Raw genomic sequence first — 16,337 nt, forward strand, 5'->3', positions numbered from 1 at the left:
GGCAGCCCGTATCACCGGAGCGAATCGCGCTGTACCCGAAGGAATTCCCGCTCGACCACGTTCTCGGTGCGGTCGCGCGCCGCATCGTAGGCGCGCGCCGCCTCACCGGAACGGCCGAGGCGGCGGAGCAGATCGGCCCGCACAGCGTGGTACAGGTGGTAGTTGTCGAGGTCGAGTTGGTCGACGAGCGCCAGCCCCTCCTCCGGTCCCCTGACCTCGGCCACGGCGACCGCCCGGTTCAACGCCACCACCGGACTCGGCGCCAGCGGCATCAACTGGTCGTACAGCTGCAGTATCTGCCACCAGTCGGTGTCGGCGGCCGTCGCCGCGTCGCTGTGGACGGCGTTGATCGCGGCCTGAATCTGATACTGCCCGGGCGTGTTCCGTCGCAGGCATTTCCGCACCAGCGACTGCCCCTCGGCGACGAGGTCACGATCCCACCGACTGCGGTCCTGATCGGGCAGGAGCACGAGCCGGCCGTCGCCGTCGGTGCGGGCGTCTCGCCTCGACTCGATCAGCACCATCAACGCAAGCAGCCCGGTGACCTCCGGTTCGTCGGGCATCAGCGCGGCCAGGACCCGGCCGAGGCGGATGGCCTCGGCGCACAGGTCCGCTCGCGTCAGCCGGTCCCCCGAACTGGCCGTGTATCCCTCGTTGAAGATCAGATAGACGACGGCAAGGACGGCGCGGAGGCGGTCCGGAAGATCGGCCTCGTTCGGCATCCGGTACGGGATCCGGGCGTCCCGGATCTTCCCCTTGGCCCTGACCAGGCGCTGCGCGATGGTCGGCTCGGCGACCAGGAATGCGCGCGCGATCTCCGCGGTGCCGAGCCCCCCGAGGAGGCGGAGGGTCAGCGCGACCTGGGCGGCGGGGGCCAGCGCAGGGTGGCAGCACGTGAAGATCAGGCGTAGCCGGTCGTCGTGCACGACGCCCTCCTCCACCGGTTCGTCGCGGGCGAGCAGCAGGGCGGCCTGCGCGTGGCGGTCGTGCCGGGAGGCCTCGCGCCGGAGCCGATCGATCGTGCGGCGCCGGGCGGTGGTGATGATCCATCCGGCCGGGCTCGGCGGCAGCCCGGACGACGGCCAGCGCCGCACCGCCTCGGTGAACGCGTCCTGGACGGCGTCCTCGGCGATGTCGATGTCGCCGAACACCCCGACCAGGACGGACACCGCGCGACCGTGTTCTTCACGGAACACGTGTTCGATGTCGGCGGACGCGATCACGTCAGTCGCCGGCTCCGTCGTGGTGAGCGAACGGCCGGACCTCGATCGGGAGGGTCGTCGCCCGGGTGAGCTTGCGACCCCATTCGAGGGCGGCGTCCAGGTCGGGCGCCTCGACGATGGTGAATCCGCCGACATGCTCCTTGCCCTCGGTGTACGGGCCGTCGGTGACGAGCACGTCACCGCCCCTGGCCCGCAGCACGGTCGCGGTGGTGGGGGCGCACAGTCCCCCGCTGAACACCCACGCGCCTGCGGACACCATCTCCTGGTTGAGGGCGTCGAGATCGTCGCCGATCTTCGCGAGGACGTCGGGTTCGGGGGCGGGGCCGTCGGGTTGGTACACGCTCAACAGGTACTGGGTCATCTCGGGTTCCTCCTCGGATCGGCAGGCCGGCACCTTCGGATGTGGCCGGCCCTCACCTCCTATACGAACGTCACCCTTCCGATTCGACACTCTGCACGGAGGATTTTCGCCGAATGACCTCAGTTGTGCTCGGACACCAGGACGGCGCGGGTGCCCGCCTCCAGCGCTTCGAACACATGTGCGACGTCGCCGGGGTAGGCGATGTAGTCGCCGGGTCCGAGTTCGACCGGATCGCCCGCCACGCCGACCAGTGCGCGCCCGGCGCTGAGGATGACGTGTTCGACCACGCCGGGCATGTGCGGTTCGGATTCCCGCGCCGGGCCGGGTTCGACGGCGAGGCGGTACAGATCCCGGCGCGCGGACGGCGGGCAGGACGCGACGAGAGTCGCGCGGTAGTCGGACCGGTCGGACGTCAGTTCCGGGCCCTCGTCGGCCCGGATGACCTGGACGCGGGGCCGGGGCGGGTCCAGGAGTTGCGACATCTGCACGTCCAGTGCGACACAGAGGGCCCAGAGGGTTTCGACGCTCGGGTTGCCGCCCCCCGATTCGAGTTGGGACAGAGTGGATTTCGCGACCCCGGCGCGGCGGGCGACCTCGGTCAGGGACATGCCCGACCGTTCCCGTTCGCGACGCAGCGAGGGTCCGATATATCCCAGCGGGGACTGCCCTGCCATGGTTTCCCTTCCCGACTTCCGACATTGTGTTCATTATTCTGGGCGCTGCGTTCGTCTTGACGAACACCGCACCATGTGTTCAGTATAGAAGTCATGCGTTCGATGAAGCGAACACTCGATTCGCGGGTCCTCCGGAACATCGCGCTGGTGTGCCTCGCCGACGGACTGGTCGGCATGTCGTACGGCGCCATCGCGGTGGGGTCGGGCCTGGACGCATGGTTGCCCGTCGCACTGTCGGTGCTGGTCCTCGCCGGTTCTGCGGAGTTCCTGTTCATCGGCATCGTCGCGGCAGGCGGCAGCCCGATCGCGGCGACGATCGCCGGGCTTCTGGTGAACGCGCGGCATGTACCGTTCGGTCTGGCGGTCGGGGACGTGCTGGGGCGCGGGCTGCGACGCGTCCTCGGCGCTCATCCGATGAACGACGAGTCGGTGGTGTTCGCACTCGGCGAGACGGACCCCGGCCGCAGGCGCGCCGCGTACTGGGCGTGCGGTGTGGGGATCGCGGTGTGCTGGCCGCTCGGGGCCCTGCTCGGCGCGGTGGCGGGCACGGCGATCGGCGACCCCGCCGTGCTGGGACTGGACGCCATGTTCCCGGCGGTGCTGCTGGCGCTGGTGCTGCGGGCGTTGCGCGATCGGACTGTGCGGGTGCCGGCGCTGGCCGGCGGGGTCGTCGCCCTGGCCACTACTCCCTTCCTGCCCGCCGGGCTTCCGGTGCTGGCGGCACTGGTCGGGTTGCTCGCGGGTGTGCGGCGGAAGATGCTGCGTTGACCGGGAACCTCGTGCTGATCGGGTCGGTCGGGGTTCTCGCGGCAGGCACCTTCGCATTCCGATTCGCGGGCCCGGCGCTGCGGCCGCGGATCGCCACCCGGCCCTGGGTGGAGCGAACCATGGCGACGGCCGCCGTGGTTCTGCTCACCGCGCTGGTCGGCACGACGGCGCTCACCGAAGGTCACGACCTCGCCGGAGTGGCACGTCCCACCGGCGTCGTCGTCGCGGGCATACTCGCTTGGCGGAAGACGCCTTTCGTCGTCGTCGTCCTGTCCGCGGCCGCCACCGCTGCCGGATTGCGGCTCCTCGGCGTGCCGTGAGGATGCATGATCGAAGGGTGTTATTTCATCTCTGCGCCACGTGCGGCGTCGAACAGGACCCGAACACCCCGCTCCCCGACGAGTGCGCGATCTGCGCGGACGAACGGCAGTACATTCCGCTGGGCGGTCAGGAGTGGACCACCGTGGAGAAGCTGGCCGGTGCGGGGTACCGCGCGGTCGAGCACGAGGTCGAGCCGGGGCTGCACGGCCTGTACGTCGACCCGAAGACCGCGATCGGCCAGCAGTCCCTCGTGATCCGCACCCCCGCCGGGTCACTGCTGTGGGATCCGATCGGGTTCGTCGACGAGGCCGCCGTCGCCGCCGTCGCCGCGCACGGCCCGGTCCTCGCCGTCGCGGGCAGCCACCCGCACATGTTCGGCGCCCAGACGCAGTGGTCCAAGGCGCTCGGCGACGTGCCCATCCTGGTGGCCGACGCGGACCGCACATGGCTGGCGCGGTCCGACGGCCCGATCGTGTTCTGGTCCGGCACCCACGAGGTGACGCCGGGTCTGACCCTGCACCAGATCGGTGGGCACTTCCCGGGCAGCGCCGTCGCACATTGGCGGGACGGCGCCGACGGCCGGGGTGTCCTCCTCACCGGGGACGGCGTGTTCCCCAACCCGGACCGCCGCACGGTGTCGTTCCTCCGGTCGTACCCCAACCGGCTGCCGCTGTCCGCGGCGGTGGTGCGGCGCATCGCGGACCAATTGTCGCACCTCGAATTCGACCGCATCATCGGCAACTTCGACAACGTGATCGACAGCGACGGCCGGGAGGCGCTCGAATACTCGGCCACCCGTCACTGCGCGTGGGTGACCGGGGAGTTCGATCACCTGACGTGACCGCTGACCACGACGTCCGAGGTAATGGTCGCGGCGATCCGCCCGACCTAGGCTGGCCGCATGACCACCCTCGACGATCGGCGAACGTTGCATGTCGGTACCCATCTGCGGACGTGGCGGGAACGCCGCCGGCTCAGTCAGCTGGAACTGGCGAACCGGGCGGACATCTCGGCACGGCACGTCAGCTTCCTGGAGACCGGACGGTCGAATCCCACCCGGGCGATGCTGCTGCGCCTCAGCGAGCATCTCGACATTCCCCTGCGTGAACGCAACGCACTGCTCCTCGCGGGCGGTTTCGCGCCCGCCTTCCCGGAGCACAGACTGTCGGAGATGCCGATGGCGTCGATCGCCGACGCCATCGGGAAGATCCTCACCGCGCATTCCCCGTACCCGGCGGTGGTCGTCGACCGGCACTGGAACATGGTGGACGCCAACGACGCGGTCGCAGTGCTGACCGAGGGGTGCGCCGCGGAATTGCTCGAGCCGCCCGTGAACGTCCTGCGGTTGAGCCTGCACCCGGACGGCATGGCACCGCGCATCCTGGACCTGGCGCAGTGGCGGGGGCATCTCCTGCACCGGCTGCGGCACCAAATCGCGGTCACCGGCGACGACGGACTGCGTGACCTGCTGCGCGAGCTGGAGGGCTACCCCGGTGGCACCGTCGGCAGCGCCGAACTGCCGGGGTCGCTCGTCGTGCCGTTACGGATCCGGCACCACGACACGGCGCTGGCGTTCCTCAGCACGACCACGATGTTCGGCACTCCCCTCGACGTGACGGTCGCGGAGCTGGCCATCGAATCGTTCTTCCCCGCCGATGCGGTGACAGCGGCTACCCTCCGCAGTAGCGTGAGCAGCGACTGAGGAGGTAGGTCTGATGGACTTGACAGCAATTGGTGTCGGTTTCGGCTACGTGGTCGTAGTCCTCACCATTCTTGTCGTCGTGGTCGGGGTGTCGGCACTGTTCGTGTTCTCGATCAAATCGGATTTCATTCCGCCGGAATCCCCGGGGACTCCCACGGGGCGGAAGCGGATCGGCAGGGCGGAATAGCCGCGTACGCACCGGAAGGCGGGCAGTTCCTCACGGAGGGGCTGCCCGCCTTCACGTATGGACGGGCCGCCGGTTTCTGGATCGATTCCGCTGTGCCGGCGGGCGAAGCAACGCTTACTGAGACGCTCGGGGACAAGGCGACTACCGTGACAGGAGTCGTCTATTTTTCGAGGAGCACGGAATGAGTATCAAGTCGGTAGAGTCACGCCGCCATCGCGTCGTGGTCATTGGATCCGGCTTCGGTGGGTTGTTCGGCACACAGGCGCTGAAGAATGCCGATGTCGACATCACCATGATCGCGCGCACCACTCACCATCTGTTCCAGCCGTTGCTGTATCAGGTGGCGACCGGCATTCTCTCCGTCGGCGACATCGCTCCCGCCACCCGGTTGGTGCTGCGGAAGCAGAAGAACACCAAGGTTCTGCTCGGCGATGTCGACAAGATCGATCTCGAGGCGAAGACGATCACCTCCCGGTTCCTGGACCGGACCACGGTCACCCCGTACGACAGCCTGATCGTCGCGGCGGGCGCAGGCCAGTCCTACTTCGGCAACGATCATTTCTCCGAGTTCGCGCCGGGCATGAAGACCATCGACGACGCCCTCGAACTGCGCGGCCGCATCCTGGGCGCGTTCGAGCAGGCCGAATTGTCGAGTGATCCCGCCGAACGCGCCCGGCTCCTGACGTTCGTCGTCGTCGGCGCCGGTCCGACCGGTGTCGAGCTCGCCGGCCAGATCGCGGAACTGTCGCGGCGCACCCTGTCGGGGGCGTTCCGCAACATCGATCCCCGTGAGGCCCGCGTGATCCTGCTGGACGGCGCGGACGACGTGCTGCCCGTCTACGGCGGCAAGCTGAGCCGTAAGGCCCGCCAGCAGCTGGAGAAGCTCGGCATCGAGATCCAGCTGGGGGCGATGGTCGTCGACGTCGATGTGGACGGCCTCGTCGTCAAGGACAAGGACGGCACGCAGCGCCGGATCGAGTCGCAGTGCAAGGTGTGGTCGGCCGGTGTGCAGGCGAGCCCGCTGGGCAAGCAGATCGCGGAGCAGTCGGACGCCGAGATCGACCGGGCCGGTCGCGTCCTGGTCAACCCGGACCTGTCGGTGCCCGGCCACCCCGAGGTGTTCGTGATCGGCGACATGATGGCGCTCGACAAGTTGCCAGGTCTGGCGCAGGTCGCGATGCAGGGCGGCAAGTACGCGGCCAAGCAGATCAAGGCCGGCCTGAGCGGTCAGAAGCCGGAGGACCGGCCGCCGTTCAAGTATTTCGACAAGGGCAGCATGGCCACCATCTCGCGATTCAGTGCGGTGGCGAAGGTCGGGAAGCTCGAGATCAGCGGTTTCATCGGCTGGGTGGCCTGGCTGGCGATCCACCTGATGTACCTGGTCGGGTTCCGCAGCCGGCTGTCCACTCTGCTGTCGTGGACGGTGACGTTCCTCGGCCGCGGGCGCGCGCAGATGGCGTCCACCGAGCAGTGGGTGTTCGCCCGCAATGCGATGGAGCAGCTGGAGCGGCACGAGCGGGAGAAAGAGGCCGCCGAGAAGTCGTCCGGCGGCGCGCAGCGCAAAGCCGCGGGGTGACACCGCTTCACATTTGACGTGAACAGAGCGGAGGGGACGGACCTGTCGGGTCCGTCCCCTCCGCCGTGCGCGGGGTGTCTCAGTTGCCGAGACGTCCGGTGTCGGTGATGTTCGCGAGCCGGACCTGCCCCTTGGAGACGAGTCGATCCTGTTCGTCGGTGATCCGAACCTCCCACAGCTGCTGAGTGCGTCCGCGGTGAACGGGACTGGCTTCGGCGGTCAGCGTGCCCTCCCGCGTCGCCCGAAGGAAGTCGGTGTTGTTGTTGACGCCGACGACGTGTCCGCGGCCGCCGAGCCACACCGTGCCCGCTGCGCTGGCCACCGATTCGATGACGGAGCAGTAGACGCCGCCGTGCTGGATTCCGGCCGGCTGCTGCAGGTCGGGGGTGACGGTCCACTGCGCGCGCACGCGGTCGGGTGAGAGTTCGGTGTATTCGAGTCCGATGAGGGCGTCGAAGCCCTTGCCCAATTGATCGGCCAGCGCGGCGGTGTCGATCCGCCCGTCACCGTTCGATGCCTGCTGTTCCCCGGAATCCACCATCACACTCTCCATCGGATCACTGTGCGCTCTCGCGGCGCACCCGATCTCCTGCCTACACGACGGGAAGGGAGGCGGGGAAAGCAGGTGGGGCAAACGGATCGGCGGGCCCCGCACTGTGTCAGTGTGAGGCCCGCCGTGGGATGGACCTGGGAGCCTCTGCAGCCCTCAGGACTCCGGCGCGGTCCGGTAGTTCGGTCCTCGGCGTCGGTGTTTCTACTCGACGCCTGGAACAAGTATAGGCAAGGCTGCCCTAATTAAGCAAGCGCTTCCTCGCCTGCCCGAGTCGGCCGCAGTGCGGGCGCGCGATCCGGCTCTTGCAGCGGACCGGCACCCCGGCCGCCACGAACGCGTCCAGGATCCCCTGCCCGCGGCGCTGCGCGGCAGCCTCGCCGCCACCGGCGAGAATTGGCACGTACGTCGCGGCCCCGAGCACGGCCTCCCCCACGAGCCCCCAGAATCGGGACGCGTCGATCGGCGTCAACCGGGCGATCGCGTCGAACACCGCATGCAGCGACGTGAGACTGCGGTGCACCGTCCACAGCAGCAGCGCCCGCTCGCAGGGCACGGTGACCGTCCGCGGTGCGCCGGCATACGGGTCGTCCGGCAGCACGCGCAGGGTGTCGTCGGCGACACCCGCCCAGTCGATTCCCTCGTCGCTGTCCATGTGGATCCACAGGTTCTCGAGCCCCGGGTCCCACGCGCGCCCCTGCAGGACGACGAGCGCGGTGACACGCCCGACCACTGCGTGAATGAGCGCGGTGGCCACCTGCATCGCGGCGACGTCCGGGTCGGGAACGTCCTCGAGCGACCGGGCCCACATCCGGGACACCCGGTCGCCGTCGAGGTCTTCCGCCAGCGACCACCACCGGCGTTTACCCTCGTCTGCCATCGTCGCGACCGCGTACATGCGCGGATATTCGGCGTTCAGCGCGCGAAGTCGTGAACAGGACACGTCCAGTGCGGTCGCGGGGGCGGACAGGGTCGAAGTCACCGTGCACTCCAATCGGTCGGGATGGAACACCACCAAACATAGGTGAGCCTAACCAAATATCAAGACTTGACATCATGTGATGTGAGGCACCCCCGCCGACCGCAACGCCCGGGACGTGCCGCCGGATGTGGCATCAGGGATAGGGTTCCGTAACCTAAGTAGTTAAATTCGGTGCAGATCCGGTGCACAGGCACACACGTCAGGAGCTTCCCCCGCCAGTGACGACGACGAGACAGTTCGGCAGCGACATCCCGCACCTGCCGACCGACGAGCCCTACGGGAAGCGCGACGTCCCGCGCGGTCCCGCCCCGCTGTACCTCCGGGCACTCGCGGGACTGCTCGACATCGGGACAGTGGCCATCCCCCTCGTCCTCGGGTGGTACATCGTCGACTCCCTCCGCGACGACAACGGCGGCGGGCAGGCGGACCGGGTCGTCTTCGGCGGCGCCGCCGTCGCGATCGCACTCGGCCTCGCGCTGTGGAACCGCGGATTCCGCGAAGGCAACACCGGGCAGAGTTCGGGCAAGGGCTGGGTCGGCCTCGTCACCCGCGACACCCACACCCACGACGCGATCGGCCCGAAACGGTCTCTGCAGCGGGTGTTCCGGCGCTCCGGAACCGAGGTCGTCCGGGAAAGCACCGCGTCCGACGAAGGCTTCACCGTCCGCGAGAAGGACGTGTCCGTCGCGGCGATCCGGCGTCGTCGGCTCGTCGGGCTGGGTGTCCTCGTGATCCTGCTCGGGCTGGTCCTGCTCGCCAGCGTCGCGGTCGGGGCGCGGCCACTGTCGTTCGCGGAGATCTTCCACGCACTGTTCGATGCGGACGGTTCGCAGACCGACATCATCGTCCGCACGCTCCGCGGCCCGCGGACCGCGCTGGGACTCGTCGTCGGGATGGCGCTCGGCGTCGCGGGCGCCCTCATCCAGGGACACACCCGCAACCCGCTCGCCGACGCGGGACTCCTCGGCCTCAACGCGGGCGCCGCGTTCCTCGTCGTGCTGTCGATGTACCTGTTCGGGTTCAGCGCGCCCAGCGAATACCTGTGGTTCGCGTTCGCCGGGTCGTTCGCCGCCGGCGTGGTCGTGTTCGGGCTGTCGTCGATCGGCAACGGGGCGGCGAGCCCGCTGAGCCTGGCCCTGGCCGGCGCAGCCGTCGCGTTCTTCCTGCAGGCGATGACCAACGCGATCATCATCGTCGACCAGTCCAGCCTCGACTCCTACCGATTCTGGGTGGTCGGGTCGGTGGCCGGCCGCGGCTTCGACGTGCTCTGGCAGGTGCTGCCGTTCCTCATCATCGGTTTGATCCTCGCCCTCGTCAGCACACCCGGGCTGAACGTGCTCAGCCTCGGCGAGGACGTGGCACGGTCGCTGGGCACCAACATCGCGGCCAGCCGCGCACTCGGCATCGTCGCCATCACCCTCCTCACCGGTGCGGCCACCGCGGCGTGCGGCCCGATTGCATTCATCGGTCTCGTGGTCCCCCACGTCGCGCGGGCGATCACCGGCCCCGACTACCGGTGGCTGGTCCCCTACGCCGGCCTCCTCGGCGGCGTCATGCTCGTGACCGCCGACGTCATCGGACGCGTCGTGGTCCGGCCGGGTGAGTTGCAGGTGGGAATCGTGCTCGCCGTGTTCGGCGCACCGTTCTTCATCGCGTTGGTTCGGCGCAGAAAGTTGGCAAGCCTGTGAGCACTCGCGACGAAGTGCGCCCCGACCTCGAGGCCGCCCCGGCGTCCCGCGTCCCGGCGCGCCCCGCGTTCCGGCTCGGACCGATCTCCCTGGTCCTGCGGCCCCTCGGTATCGCCGTCAACGTGGCCCTGCTGGTGGCGCTGTTCCTGGTGCTGTGCCTCAACATCGGCCGCGGCGACTACCCGCTGTCGATCCCCGAGGTCACCAGGGTGCTGTTCGGCGGCGGCACGAAGGCCCAGAACTTCATCGTCATGGATCTGCGCCTACCGCGGTCGCTGACCGGTGTGTTCATCGGCATGGCCCTCGGCCTGGCCGGTGCCATCACCCAGTCGATCGCCCGCAACGCCCTCGCCAGCCCGGACATCCTCGGCATCACGTCCGGTGCCAGCGCCGCCGCGGTCGCGCTGATCGTCCTCGGCGGCGGCGGCAGCTTCGTCGGCCTCCTCGCCACCCTGGGCATACCGCTGGCCGCCCTGTTCGGCGGACTTCTCACCGCGCTGGTCATCTACGTGCTCGCGTGGCGCGGCGGAGTGGAGGGATACCGGCTGATCCTGATCGGCATCGGCATCAACGCCATGCTGATCGCGGTCACCGGCTGGCTCCTGATCTCCGCGGACATCAACGACGCGTCGCGGGCCCAGGTGTGGCTCAACGGCTCCCTCAACGGCGCCGCCTGGAGTCAGGTGTGGCCCGTCACGATCGCCGTCGTCCTCGTCGGCGGCTACGCCGTGATCTCGTCGTTCACGATGGGCGCCCTCCGCCTCGGCGACGACAACGCGGTGTCGCTGGGTGTGCGCCTGCAGTGGTCGCAGGCCCGGCTCCTGCTCATGGCCGTCGCCCTCGCCGGCATCGCGACCGCGGCCGCGGGTCCGGTCGGCTTCGTCGCGCTCGCCGCGCCGCAGGTGGCGCTGCGGCTGGTGCGGTCCGCGGGCCCGCCGCTCATCGCGTCGGCGCTGACCGGCGCCGTGCTCGTGGTGGGCAGCGACGTCGTCGCCCGCACGATCCTGCCCGTCGAGCTGCCGGTGGGTATCGTCACCTCGGCGCTCGGTGGCCCATTCCTGCTGTATCTGCTGGTTCGCAACAATCGGAAGGTCTCGGCATGACCGTGCAGACTGACTCTCGACTGATCGCCGACAACCTGAGCCTCGGGTACGGCGACCGGGTCATCGTCGACAACCTCGACCTCGAGGTGAGGACCGGGGTGATCACCACCGTGATCGGGCCGAACGGTTGCGGCAAGTCCACCCTGCTGCGTGCGCTGGGGCGGCTGCTGAAGCCGCGCAACGGTTCGGTTCTGCTCGACGGCAAGGCCATCGGATCGATGCGCACCAAGGACGTCGCCCGCACGCTGGGCATGCTCCCCCAGGCGCCGCTGGCCCCCGAGGGGCTGACGGTGGCCGACCTGGTGGCCCGCGGCAGGCACCCCCACCAGTCGTGGCTGCGGCAGTGGTCGTCCGACGACGAGGGCGAGGTCGCGGAGGCGCTCGCGCTGACCGGGGTGTCCGACCTCGCGGACCGCCCCGTCGACCAGCTGTCGGGCGGTCAGCGTCAGCGGGCCTGGATCTCGATGGCCCTCGCGCAGGGAACCGATATCCTCCTGCTCGACGAACCCACCACCTACCTGGACCTGGCGCACTCGATCGAGGTGCTCGACCTGGTGGACCGGATGCACGAGGAGCTGGGCCGCACCGTGGTGATGGTGCTCCACGACCTGAACCTCGCGATCCGCTACAGCGATCAGCTGATCGTGATGCGGGACGGCACCATCGTCGCGGCCGGCGCGCCGAAGGACATCATCTCCGCCGAACTCCTGCTCGAGGTGTTCGGTCTCGAGGCCGCGGTCATCGCCGACCCGGTGTCCGATCGCCCGCTGGTGGTGCCGATCGGCACCCGCCACGTGTACGGGGCGGTGGGCGGACCGGAGCCGAAGTAGCGGCCGTCAGCGCCGGCCGCCGATCATCGTCCGCACCAGCCGGTAGCTCTGCCCCAGCGACACCGTCGGCAAATACGCCCTGCCGACGGCGTTGCCGATGCTCGGCAGGGCGGCCGGATCGGCGAACGTCATGTGCATGGCCACGTACCGGGGCTGGAACTTCGACTTGAACGCGAGCAGCGAACGGAACCCGTACACCGGTTCCAGGGTCCGGCCGAGCAGATCCAGCACGCTGTCCATCACCGCCGACAGGCTCGACGACTCCGACCGTTCCCGCTCGTCGGCGTCGCTGTCCGGTTGCTCGACCTTGGCGAGCGGGGCGCCGGACAGGCTCAGGAACTGCGCACCCTCCTCCTCCAGTTTCAGCGCCGCGGACGCGATGAGGAACTCCATCGCCGGCCGGAACCCTTCCGAGCGCCGCCGCATGAAGTCGAGGGTCCAGCCGACCACCCGCCCATCCTGGTACACGGGCAACCAGGACGTGACGCCGTGGACGGTGCGGTCCTCGTCGACGGCGATCAGGCAGCGCACCTCCGGGTCGTCGACCTCGTCGAGTCCGCCGAGCGTGAACCCCATCTCGGGCATCCCCTTGTCGGCCACCCACTCCTCGGAGATCGCCGTGATCTGGTCGGTGATCGACCGCGGGGCGCTGGGGAAGCTGACCCATTCCGCGGTGATCCCCGACTTCTTGGCCTTGTTCAGGGCGGTCCGGACGTCCTGGAACCGCTTGCCGGTGAACGCGATCTGCCCCAGATCCAGCACCGTCTCCTCCGCGACCTGGATACCGCTCCACCCGAGGGCGTCCGTGACGGCGCGGACCTCGCCGGTCACCGAGTAGAAGCACGGGATCCACCCGTTGGCGGCGGCGAATTCGGCGAAGTGTTCGACGTTGTCCCGCAGCCGGTCGGGCGGGCCGACCGGGTCACCGGTGGTGAGGGCGACCCCGGCGAGGACCCGGTACGCGACGTAGCTCGTGCCGTCGGCGGAGAACCAGTAGTGGTTGCCACGCCACGTCGTCATCCAGGACAGCGGGCTTCCGCTCCCCGACTTCAGCAGGGCGCGTGCGCGTTCGGCGGCCGCCGAGTCCGATCCGATGGCGGGACTGAGGAACGTCGCGGCGACCAGCGCGCACGCCGCCACCCAGAACACCACCCCGGTCCACTCGTACAGCAGGGTCGCGGGAATGCTCTCCGGCAGCAGCCGGGGGTCGAGCCATTGCAGGTATACGGGCGGGATCAGCCGCTCCGGGAAGTCGGCGAGCAGCGTCGTGAACCCCGGCCGGGGATCGAACCCATGCCGCGCCCACAATCCGCCCAACACGTAGAGAACGGCGAGACCGGCCAGCAGCGACACCAGGACGATCGCCAGCCGGCGGTAGGTTCCGGCCGGGGCGGCGACATCGAAGAACCGGCGGGTGGCGAGCAGCACGATCAGGATCGCCAGCGGTGTCAGGAACGGCACCAGCGTCCGGTACAGGTTCGGGTCGGCGAGACCGTAGAACAGGGAGTCCTCGTCGAGGGAGTCGACGAACCGGACCGCGAAGTTCAGCAGCGACAGCACCAGCAGGATCACCTGGGCGATCACGGACGCGACCCACGCGAAGCGACGGCCCCGTCGGAGGCCGTCGCAGAGGGTGAGGAGGAACAGGGACGGCATCAGACTCAGCAGGGTCGGTCCGACCCCGGACAGGCGCAGTTCGAGCAGCCCGCGCCGGCATTCGGGGTCCGACGCCGACACCTCGCACAGGTCGCGCACTTCGCCGGCCGTGTAGGGGATGCCGCGGAACAGGTCGCGGAGCACGGCGAGGGGACCGACCGCCTCCGCGGACAGTGCCGCGATCATGGGGCCGATCGCGCTGGCCGCCACGATGATCGCGACGAGTACCCGGCCCTCACGCTGGGTGCCCGCGATCCGTTCGCCGCGGGCGGAGCGGCCGACGATCCAGCGGCCGATCACCAGGCCGACGACGGCCGCGGCGAGCCGGACCACGTCCTGCAGCGAACCACTGAACAGTGCCAGGGTGATGGTGAACACGAGGACGCCGACGCGGATCCGCCGACGCCACAGCGTGCCCATGTTCGAACTGGCCACCATCGCGGCACCGACGATCCACGTGCTCGGACCGACGGCCATGCCCACGTGCAGCCGGAAACCCCAGTTCGCGTCGACGACCTTCGCGACGGCGGCCACCGACAGTGCGAGCAGCCCGCCGAGTACCTGGGTGGCGACCGCGGCCAGCACGAACCGCGCCGACCCCATGCGACGTTCCAGCGGTGCGGCCGCCACTAAGACGAGGACGGTCGTCGACAGGTACGCCAGGACGTCGTCGCCCCACAGCCCGGCGGTGAACAGGGTCCACACCCAGCCGTTCTGGAACGCCCGGATCCCGATCGCAACGTGCTGGGACAGGTCGTGGGAGGGACCGCTGATCACACTGGACGTGGCGATCGCGAGGATCCAGATCACGACCAGCAGCGCGATGCTGACCGGTGCACCCCGCACCCCGCCCCAGACCCGTTCCGCTGCCCGCCCGGTCTGACCCTTGACCCTGGCCGCCGCATCGTGTCCGGTCGCCGCGCTGTCGTCGGTCTTCATCCGCCAGGTCCCCCACTCTCCGCGATGTCGAGAACGAACGCTTGCCCGGCGGGTCGGCCGCTGCCAACCCGACCGTAATCCACCCGTTCGGAGTATGGCCAATACCACACGCCGTGACGCAGTTTTACTACTACCAGTAGTACGTATCTGCGTCGTCGTATCCGTAGAATCAATTTATGGCTGGACTCGGCGAACTCGAACGCGCAGTGATGGATCACCTGTGGTCCACTTCGGAACCGCAGACGGTACGGCAGGTACACGAGGCACTGGCGGCACGCCGTGAACTCGCGTACACGACTGTCATGACAGTGCTCCAGCGACTGGCGAAGAAGCACCTCGTCATTCAGCAGCGCGACGACCGCGCCCACCGGTACCTGCCGGTGCACCAGCGCGAGGAACTCGTCGCGAGCCTCATGGTGGACGCCCTGCAGCAGGCCGACAAGTCCGGAAGTCGCGCCGCCGCACTCGTCCACTTCGTGGGGCAGGTCGGCGCCGACGAGGCCGACGCGCTCCGCGAGGCCCTCGCCGCGCTCGAGGCCAAGGAGCGATCCACCGGAGACAATCAGTCGGGAACCGTTCGCGCCGGCTGACGTTCGTCATGCATGATGAGTAGGACATGGACGCCACCACCGCGCTGGTATTCGGAGTACTCGCACTTCTTCTCGCAGGGCCTGTCCCTGCGCTGCTGAGTCGTGCCCGATGGCCGCATCGCGCCCCCCGAGCAGCCCTCGTGCTGTGGCAGGCAATCGCCCTCGCCGCAGTTCTGTCCGCGTTCAGTTCAGGTCTCGCGATCGCCAGCCAGTTGCTGGTCCCCGGACCGGACGGGCGCCCCACCACGGCACCGGTCGCCGAGATCGACGCCCTGGGCCTGCCCCTGTGGCTGCTGTACGTGGTGGTCTTCGCGCTCACCCTCCTCGTCGGCGCCAAACTGATCTTCTCGATCGTGCAGGTCGGGGTCCGCACCCGGCGCAGACGCGCCCGGCACCGGATGCTCGTCGACCTCCTCGACCGCTGCGACTCGTCGTCGCCCCTCGCCCGCACCCCGGACCTGCGGGTCCTCGACGTCACCGAGCCCATCGCCTACTGCCTGCCCGGTCTGCGGCAGCGGGTCGTGCTGAGCCAGGGCACGTTCACCAACCTCGACGACGCCGAGATCACCGCAATCCTCACCCACGAGCGGTCCCATCTGCGGGCCCGGCACGACCTCGTCCTCGAGGCGTTCACCGCCGTCAACGCCGCCTTCCCCACCGTCGTGCGCAGCAAGTCCGCGCTGGGGTCGGTGCAGTTGCTGGTCGAGATGCTGGCCGACGACTCCGCCGTCCGCGCCACCGGGCCGACCGCACTGGCCCGCGCACTCGTCGCCTGCTCGGGGTCGATCGCCCCGAAGGGTGCCATGGCCGCGGGTGGTCCCAGCACCCTGCTGCGGGTGCAGCGCCTGTCCTCCTCGGAGGCGGGCACCCCGGTGGCACTCGCCGCCTACGCCGCGTCGGTGGCCATCCTCGTGGTGCCGACCATCGCCGTCGCCGTCCCCTGGCTCACCGAACTGAGCCGGTTGTTCAGAGCCGTATAGTCACCCAGCTCACAACCCGCCGCATTCGATAACCGGGTGCCCCGTCGCGTACACTGGTCGACGGTCGCCACTGCGGCCCATCAACACTGAAACGGCACACAGCCCAATTCCCCGCACTTCCGCGAATGGATTGACCAGGTGACATGTGCCCTGGCTCGTCCCTTTGTGCGTGCTGCATGACAGCCCCCGCTCCGCGACGCGCCCTAT

The 16,337-nt window shown here is 69.2% G+C and carries 17 protein-coding genes; 11 read left to right on the plus strand and 6 right to left on the minus strand.

Going from position 1 to position 16,337, the window contains the following annotated elements:
* Positions 1-11: 11 nt before the first annotated feature.
* The 3 genes from GO592_RS13695 to GO592_RS13705 form a co-directional block, all read right to left on the minus strand.
* Positions 12-1,223 (minus strand): RNA polymerase sigma factor, encoded by a 1,212-nt coding sequence (locus GO592_RS13695; protein ID WP_007300704.1) that lies wholly within the window; start codon positions 1,221-1,223, stop codon positions 12-14.
* 1 nt (position 1,224) lies between these two features.
* Positions 1,225-1,584: a YciI family protein gene (locus GO592_RS13700; protein ID WP_007300703.1), complete on the minus strand. Its 360-nt coding sequence runs from the start codon at positions 1,582-1,584 to the stop codon at positions 1,225-1,227.
* Positions 1,585-1,703: 119 nt separating this feature from the next.
* A complete protein-coding gene (locus GO592_RS13705) occupies positions 1,704-2,258 on the minus strand; it encodes a helix-turn-helix domain-containing protein (protein ID WP_005255107.1) in 555 nt (184 codons plus the stop codon).
* A 93-nt stretch (positions 2,259-2,351) separates the two neighbouring features.
* Between GO592_RS13705 and GO592_RS13710 the strand changes: the two genes are divergently transcribed.
* From GO592_RS13710 to GO592_RS13735, 6 genes are all read left to right on the plus strand, one after another.
* The gene (locus GO592_RS13710; RefSeq protein WP_007300702.1) at positions 2,352-3,026 is read left to right on the plus strand and encodes an AzlC family ABC transporter permease; all 675 of its coding nucleotides are present in this window, start codon (positions 2,352-2,354) and stop codon (positions 3,024-3,026) included.
* Complete coding sequence (locus GO592_RS13715) at positions 3,023-3,346, plus strand: AzlD domain-containing protein (RefSeq protein ID WP_007300701.1); 324 nt, start codon at positions 3,023-3,025, stop codon at positions 3,344-3,346. The genes GO592_RS13710 and GO592_RS13715 overlap by 4 nt, the downstream gene beginning before the upstream one ends.
* 17 nt (positions 3,347-3,363) lie before the next feature.
* Entirely contained in the window at positions 3,364-4,188 is an 825-nt protein-coding gene (locus GO592_RS13720; protein WP_007300700.1) for an MBL fold metallo-hydrolase, read from the plus strand.
* Between the two features lie 60 nt (positions 4,189-4,248).
* Complete coding sequence (locus GO592_RS13725; protein WP_007300699.1) at positions 4,249-5,049, plus strand: helix-turn-helix domain-containing protein; 801 nt, start codon at positions 4,249-4,251, stop codon at positions 5,047-5,049.
* Positions 5,050-5,062: 13 nt separating this feature from the next.
* Positions 5,063-5,236: a hypothetical protein gene (locus tag GO592_RS13730; protein WP_009480519.1), complete on the plus strand. Its 174-nt coding sequence runs from the start codon at positions 5,063-5,065 to the stop codon at positions 5,234-5,236.
* Between the two features lie 181 nt (positions 5,237-5,417).
* The gene (locus tag GO592_RS13735) at positions 5,418-6,812 is read left to right on the plus strand and encodes an NAD(P)/FAD-dependent oxidoreductase (protein WP_005255101.1); all 1,395 of its coding nucleotides are present in this window, start codon (positions 5,418-5,420) and stop codon (positions 6,810-6,812) included.
* A gap of 79 nt (positions 6,813-6,891) precedes the next feature.
* Here the strand turns inward: GO592_RS13735 and GO592_RS13740 are convergent, their stop codons facing one another.
* Both GO592_RS13740 and GO592_RS13745 read right to left on the minus strand, forming a co-directional pair.
* On the minus strand, positions 6,892-7,353 hold the full coding sequence (locus tag GO592_RS13740; protein WP_005255099.1) for a PaaI family thioesterase: 462 nt from the start codon (positions 7,351-7,353) through the stop codon (positions 6,892-6,894).
* 250 nt (positions 7,354-7,603) lie between these two features.
* A complete protein-coding gene (locus GO592_RS13745; RefSeq protein ID WP_007300698.1) occupies positions 7,604-8,377 on the minus strand; it encodes a hypothetical protein in 774 nt (257 codons plus the stop codon).
* Positions 8,378-8,562: 185 nt separating this feature from the next.
* On the opposite strand from GO592_RS13745, the gene GO592_RS13750 reads away from it, so the two are divergent.
* From GO592_RS13750 to GO592_RS13760, 3 genes are read left to right on the plus strand one after another with little or no spacing between them, the layout of a single operon-like run.
* Positions 8,563-10,032, plus strand: a complete 1,470-nt coding sequence (locus tag GO592_RS13750) for a FecCD family ABC transporter permease (RefSeq protein WP_007300697.1) — start codon at positions 8,563-8,565, stop codon at positions 10,030-10,032.
* Positions 10,029-11,135: a FecCD family ABC transporter permease gene (locus tag GO592_RS13755; RefSeq protein WP_007300696.1), complete on the plus strand. Its 1,107-nt coding sequence runs from the start codon at positions 10,029-10,031 to the stop codon at positions 11,133-11,135. The genes GO592_RS13750 and GO592_RS13755 overlap by 4 nt, the downstream gene beginning before the upstream one ends.
* Positions 11,132-11,965: an ABC transporter ATP-binding protein gene (locus GO592_RS13760; protein ID WP_007300695.1), complete on the plus strand. Its 834-nt coding sequence runs from the start codon at positions 11,132-11,134 to the stop codon at positions 11,963-11,965. The genes GO592_RS13755 and GO592_RS13760 overlap by 4 nt, the downstream gene beginning before the upstream one ends.
* A gap of 6 nt (positions 11,966-11,971) precedes the next feature.
* Here GO592_RS13760 and GO592_RS13765 read toward each other — a convergent pair whose 3' ends face one another.
* Positions 11,972-14,560 carry a phosphatidylglycerol lysyltransferase domain-containing protein gene (locus GO592_RS13765; RefSeq protein WP_007300694.1) on the minus strand — a complete coding sequence of 863 codons (2,589 nt, stop codon included), beginning with the start codon at positions 14,558-14,560 and terminating at the stop codon, positions 11,972-11,974.
* Positions 14,561-14,736: 176 nt separating this feature from the next.
* Between GO592_RS13765 and GO592_RS13770 the strand changes: the two genes are divergently transcribed.
* On the plus strand, positions 14,737-15,150 hold the full coding sequence (locus GO592_RS13770; RefSeq protein WP_005246077.1) for a BlaI/MecI/CopY family transcriptional regulator: 414 nt from the start codon (positions 14,737-14,739) through the stop codon (positions 15,148-15,150).
* Positions 15,151-15,176: 26 nt separating this feature from the next.
* The gene (locus GO592_RS13775) at positions 15,177-16,130 is read left to right on the plus strand and encodes a M56 family metallopeptidase (RefSeq protein ID WP_005255089.1); all 954 of its coding nucleotides are present in this window, start codon (positions 15,177-15,179) and stop codon (positions 16,128-16,130) included.
* The last annotated feature ends 207 nt before the right edge of the window (positions 16,131-16,337 follow it).

Source organism: Rhodococcus sp. 21391 (assembly GCF_016772255.1).
Taxonomy (GTDB): Bacteria; Actinomycetota; Actinomycetes; order Mycobacteriales; family Mycobacteriaceae; genus Rhodococcus_F; species Rhodococcus_F opacus.